Source organism: Xanthomonas sp. NCPPB 1638 (assembly GCF_041475635.2).
GTDB classification, from domain to species: domain Bacteria; phylum Pseudomonadota; class Gammaproteobacteria; order Xanthomonadales; family Xanthomonadaceae; genus Xanthomonas; species Xanthomonas cucurbitae.
This window is the reverse complement of the sequence record NZ_CM192984.1, coordinates 1,120,836-1,139,328: the sequence shown is the minus strand read 5'-3', so window position 1 is coordinate 1,139,328 and position 18,493 is coordinate 1,120,836. Positions and strand designations below refer to the sequence as shown.

General features: G+C 65.4%; 11 protein-coding genes, 1 pseudogene and 1 riboswitch. Of the genes and pseudogenes, 7 read left to right on the top strand and 5 right to left on the bottom strand.

Going from position 1 to position 18,493, the window contains the following annotated elements; translation table 11 throughout:
* Nucleotides 1–20: 20 nt before the first annotated feature.
* The 3 genes from ACCQ13_RS04925 to ACCQ13_RS04915 all read left to right on the top strand — a co-directional run bounded on the left by ACCQ13_RS04925 (nucleotide 21) and on the right by ACCQ13_RS04915 (nucleotide 4,698).
* Entirely contained in the window at nucleotides 21–785 is a 765-nt protein-coding gene (locus tag ACCQ13_RS04925; RefSeq protein WP_372372347.1) for a phosphatase PAP2 family protein, read from the top strand.
* Nucleotides 782–2,446, top strand: coding sequence for a phosphoethanolamine transferase (locus tag ACCQ13_RS04920; protein ID WP_104602193.1), 1,665 nt, complete (start codon nucleotides 782–784; stop codon nucleotides 2,444–2,446). Before ACCQ13_RS04925 ends, ACCQ13_RS04920 begins: the two co-directional genes overlap by 4 nt.
* A 236-nt stretch (nucleotides 2,447–2,682) precedes the next feature.
* On the top strand, nucleotides 2,683–4,698 hold the full coding sequence (locus ACCQ13_RS04915; RefSeq protein WP_159406739.1) for a M2 family metallopeptidase: 2,016 nt from the start codon (nucleotides 2,683–2,685) through the stop codon (nucleotides 4,696–4,698).
* A 108-nt stretch (nucleotides 4,699–4,806) separates the two neighbouring features.
* Here the strand turns inward: ACCQ13_RS04915 and ACCQ13_RS04910 are convergent, their stop codons facing one another.
* The 5 genes from ACCQ13_RS04910 to raxST form a co-directional block, all read right to left on the bottom strand.
* Nucleotides 4,807–5,211 (bottom strand): hypothetical protein, encoded by a 405-nt coding sequence (locus ACCQ13_RS04910; protein WP_159406738.1) that lies wholly within the window; start codon nucleotides 5,209–5,211, stop codon nucleotides 4,807–4,809.
* A 16-nt stretch (nucleotides 5,212–5,227) separates the two neighbouring features.
* On the bottom strand, nucleotides 5,228–6,484 hold the full coding sequence (locus tag ACCQ13_RS04905; protein WP_104602196.1) for a multidrug effflux MFS transporter: 1,257 nt from the start codon (nucleotides 6,482–6,484) through the stop codon (nucleotides 5,228–5,230).
* A gap of 266 nt (nucleotides 6,485–6,750) precedes the next feature.
* On the bottom strand, nucleotides 6,751–8,910 hold the full coding sequence (raxB, locus tag ACCQ13_RS04900; protein WP_104602197.1) for a peptidase domain-containing ABC transporter RaxB: 2,160 nt from the start codon (nucleotides 8,908–8,910) through the stop codon (nucleotides 6,751–6,753).
* Entirely contained in the window at nucleotides 8,907–10,145 is a 1,239-nt protein-coding gene (locus ACCQ13_RS04895; protein WP_104602198.1) for an HlyD family secretion protein, read from the bottom strand. The genes raxB and ACCQ13_RS04895 overlap by 4 nt, the downstream gene beginning before the upstream one ends.
* Nucleotides 10,146–10,239: 94 nt before the next feature.
* Nucleotides 10,240–11,043, bottom strand: a complete 804-nt coding sequence (gene raxST, locus ACCQ13_RS04890; protein WP_159406737.1) for a RiPP modification sulfotransferase RaxST — start codon at nucleotides 11,041–11,043, stop codon at nucleotides 10,240–10,242.
* A gap of 196 nt (nucleotides 11,044–11,239) precedes the next feature.
* Here raxST and raxX point away from each other — a divergent pair, with 196 nt between their 5' ends.
* From raxX to ACCQ13_RS04870, 4 genes and pseudogenes are all read left to right on the top strand, one after another.
* Complete coding sequence (gene raxX, locus ACCQ13_RS04885) at nucleotides 11,240–11,668, top strand: RaxX family RiPP (RefSeq protein WP_104602200.1); 429 nt, start codon at nucleotides 11,240–11,242, stop codon at nucleotides 11,666–11,668.
* Between the two features lie 258 nt (nucleotides 11,669–11,926).
* Nucleotides 11,927–12,041, top strand: a riboswitch (glycine riboswitch).
* A 99-nt stretch (nucleotides 12,042–12,140) separates the two neighbouring features.
* Complete coding sequence (gene gcvP / locus ACCQ13_RS04880) at nucleotides 12,141–15,125, top strand: aminomethyl-transferring glycine dehydrogenase (protein WP_159406736.1); 2,985 nt, start codon at nucleotides 12,141–12,143, stop codon at nucleotides 15,123–15,125.
* A gap of 324 nt (nucleotides 15,126–15,449) precedes the next feature.
* Entirely contained in the window at nucleotides 15,450–17,552 is a 2,103-nt protein-coding gene (locus tag ACCQ13_RS04875) for a catalase (RefSeq protein ID WP_159406735.1), read from the top strand.
* A gap of 334 nt (nucleotides 17,553–17,886) precedes the next feature.
* Nucleotides 17,887–18,291: pseudogene (locus tag ACCQ13_RS04870) on the top strand (transposase); the annotation flags it as partial.
* Nucleotides 18,292–18,493: the final 202 nt, after the last annotated feature.

Sequence of the window (18,493 nt, the reverse complement as noted above, 5' to 3'; positions counted from 1 at the left end):
CGCCCCGGCCACCTCCTGCCATGACCACGCTCCACGCCTACGTCCCCGTCCTCAGCCGCACCACCGGCATCGCGCCGACGCGTTTTCTTGCCGTGCATCTGTGGTTACCGCTGGCGGGCGTATTGCTGGCCAGCGCCGTGTTGATGGGCGCCGGCGGCGATCAATGGATCGCCGATCTGGTGTACCGGATGGAGGGTGGGCAGTGGATTCTCAAGGACCACTGGCTCACCAGCGGCGCGATTCACCGCCTCGGCAAATGGCTGAGCACCGCGGCCGGAGTCGGCGTGCTGCTACTGGCCGTGGCGGCGTGGTGCCGGCCGCGCCTGCGCGGCTTGCGCTGGCCGCTCGCCTACCTGGCCGCATCGGTGGCAGCGTCGACCTTGCTGGTCTCCCTGCTCAAGTCGTGGACCGCGATGGATTGCCCCTGGGATCTGAGCCGCTACGGCGGCAACCGCGCGCTGATTGGCCTGTTCGAACCGCGCCATGGCCTGGCCGCCTCGGGATGCTTTCCCGCCGGGCATGCCAGCGCCGGCTACGCCTGGGTCGCGCTGTACTTCTGCGCGCTCGCCGTGCGTCCGGCCTGGCGCACACCGGGCCTGCTGGTGGGGCTGGGCGCAGGCCTGGTGTTCGGCGTTGCACAGCAGCTGCGCGGCGCGCATTTTATGTCGCATGATCTTTGGTCGCTGGCGGTGTGCTGGCTGACCGCGCTTGCGCTGTACTGCCTGCTGCTATCGCGTCGGCGCCAGGCGTCTGCGGCACTGTTGTCATCGGGGGAATCGGCATGAGCACCTGGTCACCGGAATCGCACGGGCGCAGCGGCGTGCGCGCGCTGACATGGCGCGTTCGTCCGACCGTCTCGGCCGAGACGCTGATCCTGCTGTCTAGCTTGTTCTTTGCAGTGGTCTGCAACCAGTTGTTCTGGCGCACGGCAATGGCCACCCACCCAGGCAGTGTGGGCTTTGCCCTGTCGTTGCTGGCACTGCTGGTCGCCGTGCATGCCTTGCTGCTGGGTCTGCTGGTGTGGCGCTGGAACGCCAAGCCGCTGCTGACGCTCTTGCTGTTCACGACGGCGCTGGCGGCGCACTACATGGACAGCTACAACGTCTATCTGGACGCAGACATGCTGCGCAACGTGCTGCATACCGACCACAAGGAATCGCGCGAACTGCTCACCCCCGGGCTGGTCTTGCCGCTGCTGTGCTACTTCCTGATTCCCACCGTGCTGCTGTGGCGCACCCGCCTGCGCGTGCGCAGCGTCGGCAAGTCATTGCTGTGGCGGGCCGGCTTCCTGCTGGCCGTGGCCGTGGTGGGCGCAGGCGGTGCCATGCTGTCGTTCCAGGATATCTCCGCGCTGATGCGCAATCACCGCGAGGTGCGCTACCTGGCCACGCCGATCAACTACATCGTCGCGCTGCGCCAGAACCTTAAATCCGATTCGCCGATCCAGCATGCCCCCAAGCAGCCGATCGAGCACGATGCCATGGCCACCCCGCGCGCGGCCGGCAGCCGGCCGCGCCTGTTGCTGGTCGTGCTGGGCGAAACCGCGCGTGCACAGAACTGGGGCCTCAACGGCTATGCGCGGCAGACCACGCCGGAACTGGCGCAGGCCGGGGTCATCAATTTCCCGGACATGCATTCCTGCGGCACCAGTACCGAAGTTTCGGTGCCCTGCATGTTCTCGCCGTTCGGCCGCCGCGATTACAACGAAGACAAGATCCGCAGCCACCAGTCGTTGCTGCATGTGCTTGAGCACGCCGGTATTTCGACCCTGTGGCGCGACAACCAATCCGGTTGCAAGGGCGTGTGCGACGGCCTGGAACTGCAGAAACTCGACGACGCCACCACGCCGGGGCTGTGCGCCGATGGCCGCTGCATGGACGAAATCCTGTTGAGCGACCTGGCGGCGCAGGTGCGCGCCAAGCCGGGCGATCGGGTGGTGGTGGTGCATCAGCTCGGCAGCCATGGCCCCAGCTACTTCGAACGCTACCCGGCCGCATTCGAACGCTACAAGCCGGTCTGCAAGACCGCCGACCTGGGCAGTTGCAGCCGCCAGGACATCGTCAACGCCTACGACAATTCCATCAGCTATACCGATCATTTCCTGAGCCAGGCCATCCACACCCTGCGTGGCCTGCCCGACTACGACACCGCCATGATCTATCTCTCCGACCATGGCGAATCGCTGGGCGAAAAAGGGCTGTACCTGCATGGCGTGCCGTACGCCATCGCGCCGAAGGAACAGACCCATATCCCGATGGTGATGTGGTTCTCGCCGGAATTCGCCCGCAATCGTGGCCTGGACGAGACCTGCCTGCGCCACCGCGCCGGCCAGTACACCGACCAGGACGCGCTGTTCCCCTCGGTGCTGGGTCTGATGCAGGTCAAGACCAGCATCTACGCACGCGAGCGCGATGTGTTCGCGCAATGCATGACGAAGGCCGGCTGACCCAGCGTGCCAACAGGCTGCCGCCACCATGGTGCCGGGGCCGATCGGCCACACCCGGGTATCGGCAGTCCCTGACCGGCGTTGCGCAGCCGAATGGGGCTGCCACTGCCGATGCCGGGGTTGCGCACTGACCACACCCGGCTGAGTCGCCGCTACAGCGATGGAGGCGGCGCTGCCGCTTGCCCTGACGCCTGGCGCGCTCTAGCCTTCGCCGGACTTCACCGCAAGGACCCTCCGTGAATCCTCGTCTGCTGTTGCTGGCACTGGCTGTGGCCGCCGGCACCTTGTCGCTGTCGGCCTGCCGCCGGGATGCGGCGCCGCCAAGCGCACCTGCCGCGACCAAGGCCGCGCCCGCCGAAAGTGCCGATGCCTTCGTTGCGCGCATCAATGCCGACTACAAGGCCGCCTATCCGGAGACCACCGCCGCGCAGTGGCTGTCGTCGACCTACATCAACGGCGATTCGCAATTGCTGGCAGCCAAGGCCAACGAGCGCTCGCTGGCGCAACTGGATCGCTGGATCGAACAATCCAGGCAGTACGCCGGCACGCCGATGTCCGCCGACAGTGCGCGTGCCCTGCAATTGCTCACGCTGATGAGCGCCCTGCCTGCACCGCGCGATGCGGCCAAACTGGCCGAACTCACCCGCATCGCGGCCAAGATGGAAGGCGACTACGGCGCCGGCAGCTACTGCGTGGGCGAGGGCGAGCAGCGCCGCTGCCGCCAACTCGGCGAGCTGGAACAGGTATTGGCCAGCAGCCGCGACTACAACGAGCAACTCGATGCCTGGCAGGGCTGGCATGGCACCGCGCAGCCGATGCGCAAGGACTACCAGCGCTTTGTCGAGCTGGCCAACGAGGGCGCACGCGGACTGGGGTTTGCCGATGTCGGGGTACTGTGGCGCAGCGGCTACGACATGCCGCCGGCGCAACTGGCCAGCGAAACCGACCGGTTATGGCAACAGGTCAAACCGCTGTACACGCAGCTGCAGTGCTACGCGCGTGGCAAGTTGGACACCCAGTACGGCAAGGACAAGGGCGAGCTGCCCGGCGGGCTGTTGCCGGCGCACCTAATGGGCAATATGTGGCAGCAGGACTGGAGCAACCTGTGGGATCTGCTGCAGCCCTACCCCGGTGCCGGCGATCTGGACATCACCTCCGCCCTGGAAAAACAGTACCAGGGCAATCTGAGCGCGCTGCTGGCACGCAACACCGGTGGCGATGGTGGTACCGCCGCACGCTTCAACGCCGAGCGCCAGGCACAGCTGCGCACCGCCATGCAGATGACCGAGCGTGCGCAGGACTTCTACACCTCGCTGGGCATGCCCAAGCTGCCGGAGACCTATTGGCAGCGTTCGCAGTTCATCAAGCCGCTGGACCGCGACGTGGTCTGTCACGCCAGCGCCTGGGACATGAACATGGGCGGCGAACCAGGCCAGAACACCGGCGCGGACGTGCGCACCAAGATGTGCATCAGGCCCACCGAAGAAGACTTCACCACCATCTACCACGAGCTCGGCCACCTTTATTACGACCTGGCCTACAACCCGTTGCCGCCACTGTTCCAGAACGGCGCCAACGATGGCTTCCACGAGGCGATCGGCGACACCATCGTGCTGGCGATGACGCCGAAGTATCTGCAGTCGATCGGCATGGTCGGCGAGCAACAGACCAGCCGCGAAGCGGTCATCAATGCGCAGATGCGCATGGCCTTGAGCAAGGTGGCATTCCTGCCGTTCGGCCTGATGATCGACCGCTGGCGCTGGGGGGTGTTCGATGGCTCGATCACGCCGGAGCACTACAACCAGGCCTGGTGGGACCTGAAGGCCAAGTACCAGGGCGTGGCGCCGGTGAGCGCGCGCGGCGAGGAGTTCTTCGACCCCGGTGCCAAATACCATGTGCCAGGCAATACACCGTACACGCGGTACTTCCTTGCGCACATCCTGCAGTTCCAGTTCTACAAGGGCCTGTGCCAGGCGGCCGGCCACCAGGGCCCGCTCTACGAGTGCAGCTTCTACGGCAACAAGGACGCCGGGCAGAAATTCTGGTCCATGTTGCAACGCGGCTCCAGCCAACCGTGGCAGACCACGCTGAAGGAACTCACCGGCAGTGACACCCTCGATGCCGGGCCGATGCTGGACTATTTCGCGCCCGTGAACGACTGGCTGAAGCAGCAGAATCAAGGCCAGCTGTGCGGCTGGCAGGCGCCCGCAACGGCCGCCACCGCGCCAGCCTCCCCGGCACCTGCCCCCTGAAGTCGCGTCGGTCGCGTGGTCGGAAACGCGGTCGCGCGCGCCGGGGTGCTGCGGGCAACACCCCAGCGCGCGCGGCGTTTCCCAGGGAACACGCCGCGCCGGCAGCGCTCAGTTGAGCTTGCTGTCCGCCTGCAAACGCTCGCTCAGCCGGGTCTTGAACTGCTCGAACTCCATGCCGTCGGCCTGGGCTTCGGCATGTGCGGCGTCCTTCAACGCGTCCGAATAGGTCAGCCGTACCGGTGTGCCCTGGCGCTCGTGCAGTTCGGCTGCGCGCATGATGAGCGCCAGCACCTGCGCGGCACTGGTGCTTTCACCGGCGATGCGGCCGTCCATGCCCAAAACCCATTCGCCGTCACGGCGGACGATGCCGGCCAACAGCGTGCGTTGCTGGTCGCGCAGTTCGGCGTGCGGCTCGATCGGCGAGACCGGCGCGGGATTGGCGGCGGCCTGGTTGCGCTGGCGCTCGGCGGCGCGTTTGCGGGCATCGCGGCGCAACTTGGAATCGGTGGACATGCAGGCTCCTGTCAGGTCAAAGGTGGGTGGCCGGTTCCGGCGGCGCCGCGGCGTCGGCCGTCTGGCGATCGCGCAAACGGCGGCCGCTGCGGCGCTCCCAACGCCAGAATAGCCAGCCAAGCAAGAAAAAACCGGTCATGCCGATCGCCAGATGCAGGGGACGCGCGCTCAGCAGCGGCGACAGCACCCCGGCCACCAGCGTATTGGTCATCAGCTGGGTGAAGGCCTGCAGCGAGGACGCCAGGCCGCGCTGGTGCGGGTACATGTCCAGTACCGCCAGCGCCAGGATCGGGAAGATCAACGCCATGCCCACCCCGGCCAGGAAGATTGGCAGCACCGCCCACGGCAGGGCGATCTGCACCACTGCCAGGGTGTAGCCCAGGTTGGCCAGCGCGGCCACCCCGCAGCAGATGAAGCCGATACGGATCTGCCGCACCGGCTGCATGCGCCCGGCCATCCGCCCGGACAGGAACGACCCCAGCGTCATGCCGCCGATGGTGGGGATGAACAGCCAGGCGAAGTCACCCTCGCCCAGTTGCAGGTGTTGCATGAGCAGCACCGGCGCCGAGGCGATGTACAGGAAGATGCCGGCAAAATTGAACGACCCGGCCGCAGCCAGCCGCTGGAACCGCGGATTGAAGCCGATCCGTCTGTAGTCCTGCAGCAGGCGTTTGAACTGCAACGGGGTGCGTGCCTCCACCGGGTGGGTTTCCGGCAGCCAGATCAGCGTGGCCACCAGCAGCACCAACCCGAACGCGACCAAGAACCAGAAGATCAGCGGCCAGCCGGCGCCACTGAGCAGAATCCAGCCGCCGATGATCGGCGCGATGGCCGGCGCAATGCCGAAGATCATCGACACCTGGCTCATCAGCCGTTGCGCGTCTGGCCCCTGGAACAGGTCGCGGATCACCGCCCGGCCCACGATCATGCCCACGCCTGCGGACAGGCCCTGCAACGCGCGGAATGCCAGCAGCGTGGGCAGGTCCTGAGACAACGCACAGCCGATCGAGCCGGCGATGAACAGCACCAACCCGCCCAGGATCACCCGCTTGCGGCCCCAGGCGTCAGACAGCGGCCCGTGCGCAAGGCTCATGCCCCCGTAGGCCAGCAGGTAGACGCTGATGGTCTGCTGGATCGCCACCTGGTCCACCGCCAGGCTGCGGCTGAGCCGCGAGAACGCCGGGAAGATGGTGTCGATGGAGAACGGGCCGAACATCGCCAACCCGGCCAGCAGCAGCGCCATGCGTCGGGTGGAGGAAACAACAGAGGTCATGCGCAACGGTATCCGAAAAGCTCGCCAGCACGCGCACACCGGCATTGGCGGTCAGGACACCGACTGCTCCGATGCAAACGAAGGCAAACAACCGGACATGTTACGCCAACGCCTGCAGCGCTGAGTCACCGCTCCCGCCCCGCGTCGCCCCGACCGGTCGAGTTCGTCAGGATGATGGCAGGGTCTGCTGCGCCCTCTCCTGCACAGCGTGGATTGGCCACGGTTGCACACCGCACCGGCCGCTCGACACGACGCGCCCGGCACCGTTACTGCCGATCGCGCGGCAGCAGCTCGTGCGAACGCCGCCATTGCGCGATGGTCTGGTCGGCCACCACACGCCCGCGCTCCAGGGTCACCACGCGCTCGGCCATGTCGAGCGTTTCGCGCCGATGCGCAACGATGATCCGCGTGATCTGCATCGCCTGGATGGCCGCATTGACGCGGTGTTCGTTCATCACATCCAGGTGGCTGGTCGCCTCGTCCATCACCAGGATGCGCGGCGATCGGTACAGGGCGCGCGCAAGCAGCACACGTTGGCGCTGACCACCAGACAACCCGGTACCGGCCTCGCTCAGCGGCGAAGCGTAGCCCAGCGGCATCTGCTCCACCTCCTCGTGCAAGGCGGCAATCCGCGCGCAGCGCTCCACCTGGGCCTGATCCGACTCCGGATCGAAGAAGCTGATGTTGTCGGCCACCGATCCGGTGAACAGCAGATCGTCCTGCATCACCGTGCCGACCATGGCGCGATACTGCGGCAGCGCCGCACTGGACAGCGGACGACCACCAATCCTGACCTGGCCGCTAGTGGGTTGCAGCAATCCCAGGATCACCCTGACCAGGGTCGTCTTGCCGCAGCCGGAGGTGCCGGTGATGGCGACGCACTCGCCGCTGTCGATGCGCAGGGTGAGGTCCTCGAGCACCGCCGGGATGTCGTCGGCATAGCGAAAGCCCACCCCGCACAATTCGATCGTGGTCTCGCTCCACGACGCGGCCTCTGCAACCTGGCCGGCATTCTCGCGTGGCTGGTGAACGATGTCGGCGACGCGTTCGAGATGAACCCGCAACAGGCGAAATTCCACGAGCCGGTCGATCAGCTCCGACAGACGCCGCGAAAATTGCTCACGGTAGGCAATGAAAGCCAGCAGCATGCCAAGCGAGAGCTCCGAACGCAGGATGGCCAGGGCCGCCAACCAGATCACCAGCACGCGCTCGACCCCGAATAGCAACAACTTGGCTGACGACTGCAGCACCTCGTACTGGCCCAGACGCAGCTGCGCATTGGTCTGTTCGGCCAGCAGATGGGTCCAGTCCATCTGCCGCACGTGCTGCCGACCAAACAGCCGGACGCTTTGGATCCCGCGCACGCTCTCCAGGAAATGGGTGTGCTGCCGGGCGTCCCAGACCAATTGTTCGACCGCCGCTTCGCGCATCCTGCCGAGCCAGAACAGACGCGCCAAGGCGTAGAGCACCACCGCTGACACGGAGATCGCGCTGAGCGCGGCGCTGTAGACCAGCATCAGGCTGAACGTGCCGACCACCAGAACGCCATCGACCAGCGTCTGCGTGAAGCCGGTGGTCAAGGTGCGCTGGACCTGCACGATGGAGGCGAAGCGCGACTGGATCCCGCCCAGGTGGCGCTTCTCGAAATACGGCAGCGGAAGCGCAAGCAGGTGCGCAAACACCTGCCCCAACCATTGGAAGCCCAGTTGCGCCGAAACGGTGGCGATCAACCATCCGCGCAGCAGGCTGATGCCGCCTTGCACGACCACCAGCAACAGGAAGCCGGCGCCAAGTACGTGGATCAGGCCGGTATCGGCAGCCGGCACGGCCTGATCCACCAGCCACTGCAGCTGGAACGGCATGCCCAGACTGAGCACTTCCAGCGCGAACGCCAGCGCCAGTATCTGCCACACCGCCCGCCCCAGCCCGTGCACGCGACCGATCAACGAGGACAACGCCACCGGCGCCGCAGCGCGGCGTGGGCGGAAGTCGGTGGTCGGGCTCAGCTCCAGCGCAATCCCGGAAAAATGCCGGGCAAATTCGCTCCATGACAGCGTTCGCGGCCCGTTGGCCGGATCATGGATCTGCAGGCGCCGCGTCCCGACGCGCTTGAGTACCACGAAATGGTTCAGATCCCAATGCACGATGCACGGCAGTTGCAGATCCGGCAGTGCATCCATCTCCAGGCGCAGTGCGCGCGCCTGCAGGCCCAGCGCCTGTGCGATCGACACTAAACTGGCCAGGTTCGTCCCCTGCCGCGACAGCAGGAAACGGCGGCGCAGCTCTGCCAGACCGACATGACAACCGTGGTAGTGCGCCACCATGGCCATCGCCGCCAGGCCACATTCGCCCGCCTGCCCCTGCAGGATCATCGGCAGTGCACGCGTGCCGGACAATCGACGCAACTGCGCCACCCACCGGCTCACCGCAGCGTACCGCGCAGACTGGAGAGCGGCTCGAAGGCCCACTGCGAAAAGCGCCGCCACTCCAGTTCGAGCGTGCCCCGCACCCCCATTCCCGGGCGCAGGATCGCCGCCAATCGGGTATTGGCCGATGCATCCCCGACCAGGCGTACCCGCACGCGATACATCGGATCGATTCCCGATGGCGCACCGCCGCTCGGGGACTCGGGCACCGCCGCCACCTCGACGACCCGCCCGGCAAATTGTCCGTAGTGCTGATAGGGCAAGGCATCGAAGCGTAACTGCACGGGCATGCCGGCCCCAATCAGTCCAGCGGCACGGGACGGCGCGAACAATGCAACCTCCACCGTTGGTAGCGGCGGCAACAGATCGGCCAGGCGCTGCCCCTGGCCGACCGCCTGCCCGGGCTGTACCGGCCGCAACGCAACGCGTCCGGCGCGCGGCGCGCGCACTTCCCAGCGCGATGCCGCGGATTGCTCGATGACCGCACGCCGATCCTCCTGAAGATCGGCGCCTGCAACCGCCAGCTGCGCGCGCACCTCCACAGTCGTCTGTCGCACGCTGCTCTCGGCCTGTACGACCGCATCGGCCAACGCCATGCGTTCGCGTTCCAGTTCCAGGCCGTGCGCGCGTTGATCGAGCACATCGGCCAACCGCTCATCGGCGAACTGCTCGCTCACCAGGCCACGCGCCAGAGCGATGCGGTAGCGCTGCTCGATGCGCTCGGCCAACTGCAGCCGGTGTCGCAACACCTGCAGTTCGTGACCCACCTGCTGCTGCCGGGCGCGCAGCCCGGCCAGCGACTGGGCGGCCGCCTGCTGCCGCAACCCGCCCTGCGCACGCAGTTGCTCCAGCGCCTCGGTCGCCAGACGTTGCCGCTCTGCCAGCGCCTGAGCAGCCTGCAATCCCGGCCGCCCGGGATCATCGCGATGCTCGGCCGACAGCTCGAACAACATCTGGCCAGCCGAGACGGTTTGCCCCTGCACGGCCCCCACCCGCACGACCACCCCCGGCTGCGGCGTGGTCATCGCGATCACCCCACCCGCAGGAGTCACAGTGCCAGACAAGGTCTGGCTGCGCGCGAAGCCCAGGCGGAAGAACCCCACCACCAGCAGCAACACCGTCACCACCACCACCAGCACGCACCACCGCACTACGCGGCGCTGCCGCAACACCACCGGTCCCAACCGATTACGTTGCAGGTAATCCACGGCCTCGCGCCGGAACAGCGTCGTCATCCGACGGTTGTCGCCAGCGGCCGCCGATACCGAATGCAGACACTGCGGCAGGGCACCTCGCGCGCCGACGCCCGCTCCCAAGGGACTTGCACGCTCATACCAGCACCGCGCCGTGTGTGGGCCCGTTCTCCCAGAAGGCCAGCTGCTGCAGCCGATCGAACAGCATCGGTGGCAGCACGCTGCGGCGCGGCACATAGTCCACGCCACGCCGGACGCGGTGCAGGCCAGGCGCCTGCAGCGCGGCATCGAACCGGTCTGCATTGGCCTCCACGCTGTCATAGTCGTGAGCGAACGCGGGCAACTGCAAGAACGCGTAGACCTGCTCCATCGCCTGCGCCGGGCGCTGTGCCAGGGTTTCGTAGCGAAACAGCAGCAGGCGGCTCGCATGCTCGCCGTAAAACGCCTGCCGCAAGCCATCCAGCGCATAACCGACCACGCCTCGCGGAGAGGTCAGCAGGTCCGCGCGCATCGTTATCGAATCTTCCGGATCGTACCCGAACACCGAAGACAACCGCAGCGGCTGTGCCTGCGCCAGCCGTTCGAAACTCTCCACAATCCAGCCGACATCGCGTACGCAACAGACGACACGGCCTTCTGGAAACAGGGTCGCCAGGCCGGATAAACGGCTACACCAGGCACGATTGGTATCCAGGACCGTCTGCACGCCCGGGCGATCCTGGTGATAGGCATGGAAGACCCCACGTAACAAGCGTATGCGCTGCGCGTCGTCGATCTGCACACTGGAAGGATATTCTTCGCTCATGCCCATGAGCATCGCCGCATACAACCGCGCCACCGGAGAGGTGACATCGGCATGCACCTGCGGATTTTGCCGTAGCAACGCCGCCAGGAGCGACGAACCTGCCCGTGGCAAACCGGATATGAAGTGATAGTCCAAACGCGCAGTGCTTCCCGTCTGATGGATCTGCACTCGTCGCAACACGCTGCCGCGACGATGCAGTGCGCGTCAGGGTTGCACGGTGCTGTGTGACCTGATCTGTCGGGCAGCGCAAAGACACCGCGCTTTGCGAATGTGTTCGATCGCCGGTCTGAACATAGGTGTCGTCTGAATATGATCGCAATCACATTTCCCTATGTTCGACACCTCTTCCGGCTGTAGCAGTTCGCTGGCAGAGACATGCTGTCGTATCCCGCTCCCGGTACAGGCCGGCGCAGCGCGCATTGTGCAATCCTGGATTCTGAAATCGTCGCGGCAAACGCTCCGCGCCCAGCAGTTGATCCACCTGCTGTTCTTTGGGCGGCAAGCCAAGGCGGTCATCCGGTTTCTCCCTTCGAACCGGATGACGTCAGTCAGCGGAGGGCTTACTCACGAGGACTTCATGATGAAACGATTGAACACGTCCCAAGCCGAGACATCGGACGCGCTGAACCGCCGCTCCGCCGACCAGGACCGGATGCAGTTGCTGGACGAGCGTTTTTGGAAGCATGTTGGCGGCGGGGATGCCCCTCACGGCGGGGACTACCCTCCGATGGAATACAATAAGCCGCCACGCAATCCATAGGGTTGACCCCATCTGGTAGGGCAACCAAGGTGCGGCCCGCCTGGACCTGGCGGCGCCATCCAGGGCCACGGATCGGGGGGAACCCACTCCCGGGCCGGCGGCTCGCGCGGTCTTGCCCAGCCAGCCTGGACAAGACGATAAACGTTTCGACCAAACCCACCGCCCTGGCTATACTACCGGCGCAACACGGTGGGAGAAGCGGCACTGCCGCTGCCGAAGGCGCAACAGCCCGTAATCGCTCAGGCTCGATACCATCTTCAACACAACTCTGGAGAGACCGGCCGATGCCGGCGCCGAAGGGGCACGGAATGCAGGCAGGCCCAGCGCCAGGCCGCGTTCTTAAACTCTCAGGCAAAAGGACAGAGGGGCGCGAGGAAGACCGCCGCTGCGGCAGGTGATGGCGCGCCCACGCGTGTCATGCCGGTCGCGGTGCTTCCGACCTTTCGCATGCCCTCTGCCCCGGATGCCCGCCATGTCCCACACTCCGTCTTCCCTGCGCGACCTCGAACACCACGGCGCGTTCGTCGAACGCCATATCGGCCCCAACGACGCAGAAATCGCGCAGATGCTGGAGGTGGTCGGCCACGCCAGCCTGGATGCGCTGACCGATGCCATCGTACCGGGCAATATCAAATCGCCGGCCGCGCTCGCGTTGCCCGAGGCGATCACCGAGGAAGAAGCGCTGGCCAAGATCCGCACGATCGCCAGCAAGAATCAGGTACAGCGCACCTTTATCGGGCAGGGCTACTACGGCACCCATACCCCGAAGGTGATCCTGCGCAACATCCTGGAAAACCCGGCCTGGTACACCGCCTACACGCCGTACCAGGCGGAGATTTCGCAGGGGCGGATGGAAGCGCTGATCAACTTCCAGACCCTGTGCGCGGACCTGACCGGCATGCAGATCGCCAATGCCTCGCTGCTGGACGAAGCCACCGCCGCAGCCGAAGCGATGACGCTGGCCAAGCGCTCGGCCAAGTCGAATTCAGACATCTTTTTCGTGCACGACGCCGTGCATCCGCAGACGCTGGAACTGCTGCGCACGCGCGCCGAGCCACTGGGCATCGTGCTGCGCGTCGGCACCCCGGAAGAAGCGCTGCAGGCCGAATGCTTCGGCGTGCTGCTGCAGTATCCGGACAGCTTTGGTCACATCGGCGACCACGCCGCGCTGGCCGATGCGGTGCACGCGCAAGGTGGCCTGGTCGCGGTAGCCACCGACCTTCTGGCGCTCACCCTGATCGCCGCACCCGGCGAATGGGGCGCGGACATCGTGGTCGGCAATTCGCAGCGCTTTGGCGTGCCGTTCGGTTTCGGCGGCCCGCATGCGGCCTTCATGGCCTGCCGCGATGCCTACAAGCGCTCGATGCCCGGCCGCCTGATCGGCGTGTCGATCGACGCTGCCGGCAACCCCGCGTACCGCTTGACCCTGCAGACACGCGAGCAACATATCCGCCGCGAAAAGGCCACCTCCAACATCTGCACCGCGCAGGTGCTGCTGGCGGTGATGGCCTCGATGTACGCGGTCTACCACGGCCCCGAGGGCCTGACCCGCATCGCGCGCCGCACCCACCGCCTGGCGGCGATCCTGGCCGCTGCCCTGCGCAGCGCCGGTGTCAGCGTGGGCGAGCGCTTCTTCGACACGCTGCACGTCAAGGCCATCGATGCCGATGCCATTCACGCCCGTGCGCGTGCGGCCGGCATCAACCTGCGCGCCATCGACAGCGAAGCGGTCGGCATCAGCCTGGACGAAACCACCACGCGTGCCGACGTGGTCGCGCTGGCCGCGCTGTTCGGCGTACAGGTGGACGATGCACAAGGATGTGCGAGTGTCGCGGAAGGCAGGATGCCGGGAGCGACGGTGGACGCACTCGATGCAGCCACCGCCGATGCACTGCCGCCAGGCCTGCTGCGCAGCAGCGCGTTCCTGACCCACCCGGTGTTCAACACCCACCACAGCGAACACGAACTGCTGCGCTACATGCGCTCGCTGGCCGACAAGGACCTGGCAATGGATCGCACCATGATCCCGCTGGGCAGCTGCACCATGAAGCTCAATGCCACCGCCGAAATGATTCCGGTGACCTGGCCGGAATTCGGCGCGATCCACCCGCTGGCCCCGGCCGAGCAGTCGGCCGGTTACGCGCAGCTGATCGACGAACTGGAAGCGATGCTGGTCGAGTGCACCGGCTACGACGCGGTGAGCCTGCAGCCCAATTCCGGCGCGCAGGGCGAATACGCCGGCCTGCTGGCGATCCGCGCCTATCACCGCGCGCGCGGTGACGCGCATCGCGACATCTGCCTGATCCCCGAATCCGCGCACGGCACCAACCCGGCCTCCGCGCAGATGTGTGGCATGACGGTGGTAGTCACCAAGTGCGATGCCAACGGCAATGTGGACGTGGATGACATCCGCGCCAAGGCCGAGAAGTATTCCGATCGCTTGGCCGCGCTGATGATTACCTACCCGTCCACCCACGGCGTGTTCGAAGAAGACGTGGTGGCGATCTGCGAAGCGGTGCATGCGCACGGCGGCCAGGTCTATACCGACGGCGCCAACATGAACGCCCTGGTCGGCGTGGCCAAGCCCGGCAAGTGGGGCTCGGACGTGTCGCATCTGAACCTGCACAAGACCTTCTGCATCCCGCATGGCGGCGGCGGCCCGGGCGTGGGCCCGTGTGCGGTAAAGTCGCACCTGGCGCCGTACTTGCCTCGTGCCGGCATCCATGCCGGCGAAGGTCAAACTGCCGCCATCCATGGCGGCGGATTCAACTCCGAAAGCGGGGCAAGAGACTTCCAGCGCATCGGCGGCATGGTCAGCGCCGCCAGCTACGGCTCCGCCTCCATCCTGCCGATCAGCTGGATGTACGTGACCATGATGGGCAGTAGCGGTTTGCGCAAGGCCACCCAGGTGGCATTGCTCAATGCCAACTACATCGCCAAGCGCTTGGCGCCGCACTACAAGACGCTGTATACCGGCCGCAACGGCCTGGTCGCGCACGAATGCATCCTGGACATCCGCCCGCTGGAGAAGACCAGCGGCATCGGTGCCGAGGATATCGCCAAGCGGCTGATCGACTTCGGCTTCCACGCACCGACCTTGAGCTTCCCGGTCGCCGGCACGCTGATGGTGGAACCGACCGAAAGCGAATCGCAGCACGAGCTGGATCGTTTCATCGACGCGATGATCCAGATCCGCGAAGAGATCCGCGCCATCGAGGATGGCCGCCTGGACCGCGAGGACAACCCGCTCAAGCACGCACCGCACACTGCAACCCAGGTGTCGGCGAGCGAGTGGACGCATGCCTACCCGCGCGAACTGGCCGCTTTCCCACTGCCCAGCCTCAAACAGCAGAAATACTGGCCGCCGGTGGGCCGCGTGGACAACGTCTACGGCGACAAGAACGTGATGTGCGCCTGCATCCCGGTAGATGCGTATAAGGAAGACGCCGACGCCTGAGCGGCGCGCCCGTCGCGTTCGTCCAAGACCCGGCCGGTAACGGCCGGGTTTTTTATGGACTATCGCAATGGCAAGCAGACGCGGCACGCTTGGCTGCCTGCACACGCATGCCGGGACATGACACACCACACGTCGCTGCCGTGCCTGTTCACGCTCGTGCCCGGTTTTGACTGTTGAACGTGTCACTCAGATCGGCACACGGCTGGCGACCGCGTTTCCCACGCGCGTGAACATTCGTTCGCATGTAGACACATGTCATTAACGGCCACGCTCCCAGGCTCGATGCAATAGCTCGCCTCTCAAGCCCGCCAACCTGGAGTTCCCATGGCCAAGTCCCCCAAGCCCGCACAGCCGCCCGCTACTGGCAGTTCTTCAAATGCGCACGATGTGCGCGGCATCGGCGATGAATTGCATCAGAAGGCCGGCGGTACGCATCCGCAGTTGACCACCAACCAGGGCATTCCGGTTGGCGACAACCAGAACTCGTTGCGTGCCACTCCGCGCGGGCCGACGCTGCTGGAAGACTTCATCCTGCGCGAGAAGATCACCCACTTCGATCACGAGCGCATTCCCGAGCGCATCGTGCATGCGCGCGGTAGCGCTGCGCACGGCTACTTCGAGCTGACCAAGTCGTTGAGCCAGTACACCACTGCGAAGATCTTTACCGAAGTCGGCGAGAAGACACCGCTGTTCACGCGTTTTTCCACCGTCGCAGGGGGCGCCGGCTCGGTGGATACGCCGCGCGATGTACGCGGATTTGCGGTGAAGTTCTACACCAAGGAAGGCAACTGGGATCTGGTGGGCAACAACATCCCCGTGTTCTTCATCCAGGACGCGATGAAGTTCCCCGACCTGATCCACGCGGTGAAGATGGAACCGGACCGCGGCTTCCCGCAGGCCGCCAGCGCGCACGACACGTTCTGGGATTTCATCTCGCTCACGCCAGAATCGATGCATATGGTGATGTGGGCCATGAGCGACCGCACCATCCCGCGCTCCTTGCGCATGATCGAAGGTTTCGGCATCCACAGCTTCCGCTTTCTCAATGACAAGGGCCAGAGCACGTTCGTCAAGTTCCATTGGCGGCCCAAGCTCGGCCTGCAATCGACCATCTGGGACGAGGCGGTGAAGATCGCCGGTGCCGACCCGGACTTCCAGCGCCGCGACTTGTTCGAAGCCATCCAGAACGGCGACTTCCCGGAATGGGAACTGGGCGTGCAGCTCTTTACCGAGGCGCAGGCCGAGGCCTTCTCCTTCGACCATCTGGATTCGACCAAGGTCATTCCGGAAGAACTGGTGCCGTTGCAGATCGTCGGACGCATGGTGCTGGACCGTTGGCCGGACAATTTCTTTGCCGAGACCGAGCAGGTGGCGTACTGCCCGGCCAACATCGTGCCGGGTATCGACTTCAGCAACGATCCGCTGCTGCAAGGCAGGCTGTTCTCCTATCTGGACACCCAGTTGAGCCGGCTGGGCGGGCCAAATTTCCACCAGATTCCGATCAACGCGCCCAAGTGCCCGTTCGCCAACAATCAGCGCGATGGACACATGCAGATGGGCGTGCCCAAGGGCCGCGTGGCCTATGAACCGAGTTCGTTACAGACCGATGCGCCACGCGAGGCGCTGCGTGGATTCCCCAGCCATGCCACGCCGGCCGAGGATGGTGCGAAGGGTCGCGTGCGTGCAGAGAGCTTTGCCGATCACTACAGCCAGGCACGGCTGTTCTTCCGTAGTCAAAGTGCGCCGGAACAGGCGCATATCGCTTCGGCGCTGGTATTCGAACTATCCAAGGTGGAGACCGCACACGTCCGCGAGGCCATCGTCGGCCACTTGCGCCATATCGACGAAAGCCTGGCCAAGCGTGTCGCCGACGGCATGGGCATGACGAGCTTGCCGCCGGCCCCGCCTGCCGCTGTCGCACCCACCGACATGCCGTTGTCGCGGGCCCTGCAACTGATCGGCAAGATGAAGGACACCTTGCAGGGCCGCACGGTGGGCATCCTGATCCACGACGGCTCCGATGCTGCGGCGATCAAGGCCGTGCGCAAGGCGGCCGAAGCCGCAGGCGCCACGGTCAAGATCGTGGCGCCCAAGCTTGGCGGCGCCAGGCTCAGCGATGGCAAACAGCTCGCAGCCGACGGGCAGCTGGCCGGTACGCCATCGGTCGTGTTCGATGCGGTGGCGGTGCTGTTGTCTTCGGAGGCGGCCAAGCTGCTCACGCGCGAGTCGGCCGCGCTGGATTTCGTCAGCAACGCCTGGGCGCACCTGAAGGCGATTGCCTTCGACGATGGCGCGCAACTGCTGCTCAAGGCCGGCAACGTCGGCAAGGACGCAGGCATCGTTCCGGCCGCCGACACCAAGGCCTTCATCGCTGCAGCCAAGACGCGCCAGTGGGCGCGCGAGACCAAGGTGCGCATGTTGGCGTAACCGCATCAGCGTAGGCTGTACAGGCTTGGCGTGAACGACTCTACGTCGTTCGCGCCCAAATCGCTGGGATCTGATCGCGCCTCAGCGCCGCGATGGTTTGAAGTCTCGATTGCTCTGGGCGTATTGCCCTGGGCCCTGGACACCGCGGAAGAGTCAATTGCAAAGCGGCTGGTCGGCAGGTTGCCTGCAGGGCCCTTGCCCGCCCACCGTCGCGGGGCACGCCGTGAATCCATCCATGGAGGCTCTTATGCGGCATCCCTGCCGCATAAGGTCCCGCACCCTGTGGCCGGAAATGATGCCGATTGGGGCTTGAAAGGGGTTTTTCAGGGGCGACTACGTCCTCTCCAACTTGCCGGCAAACACGCTTCGCAAGGATCTGGTGAATACGGTCAAAGCGCGCTGGCGGGTTGAACGCGATTATCAGGACCTGAAGCAGGAGTTTGGCCTGGATCACTACGAAGGGCGCGGTTGGCGGGGGTTTCATCATCACGCCACGCTATGCATTGCTGCTTACGGGTTTCTGGTTGCTGAGCGCTTGCGTGGAGCGCATCAAAAAAAACCGTCACAACACCCGCAACCTGCCCTACCCGAAGATTACCGCCCGCGCGGGGCGGCCGATGCGGGCTCAGCGCCATGTAGTGGACTCGATCGCGACGCTGCGCTGGACAATCGCCGTAGAAATTGCAGTGACACTACTTGGAGCAATGTCTCCGCACCTTCGTATTTAATGACGCAGTAGGACTAAGAATCTGACCCTGTTCTTCCCGTTCTTCCCGTTCTTGCGTTGGGTTGCTTGCGTACACTACCGGAAGCGGTGTGTGCGCAGATGACGTTGGTGGTGTAGAACGTGGGGATACCTCAGCCTCCGTCCCCTTTTGGTCTCGTTACTCCTTCCTGCGCGCGTTACCCGAAAACGCCAGGTTGAGCCCCATTGATCCGCA

Bases quoted from the DNA above. Each gene is read 5' to 3' on its own strand.
- ACCQ13_RS04925 (WP_372372347.1), top strand. From the start codon at position 21: ATGACCACGCTCCACGCCTACGTCCCCGTCCTCAGCCGCACCACCGGC.
- ACCQ13_RS04920 (WP_104602193.1), top strand. From the start codon at position 782: ATGAGCACCTGGTCACCGGAATCGCACGGGCGCAGCGGCGTGCGCGCG.
- ACCQ13_RS04910 (WP_159406738.1), bottom strand. From the start codon at position 5,211: ATGTCCACCGATTCCAAGTTGCGCCGCGATGCCCGCAAACGCGCCGCC.
- ACCQ13_RS04895 (WP_104602198.1), bottom strand. From the start codon at position 10,145: ATGACGACGCTGTTCCGGCGCGAGGCCGTGGATTACCTGCAACGTAAT.
- ACCQ13_RS04905 (WP_104602196.1), bottom strand. From the start codon at position 6,484: ATGACCTCTGTTGTTTCCTCCACCCGACGCATGGCGCTGCTGCTGGCC.
- raxX (WP_104602200.1), top strand. From the start codon at position 11,240: ATGTTCGACACCTCTTCCGGCTGTAGCAGTTCGCTGGCAGAGACATGC.
- ACCQ13_RS04875 (WP_159406735.1), top strand. From the start codon at position 15,450: ATGGCCAAGTCCCCCAAGCCCGCACAGCCGCCCGCTACTGGCAGTTCT.
- gcvP (WP_159406736.1), top strand. From the start codon at position 12,141: ATGTCCCACACTCCGTCTTCCCTGCGCGACCTCGAACACCACGGCGCG.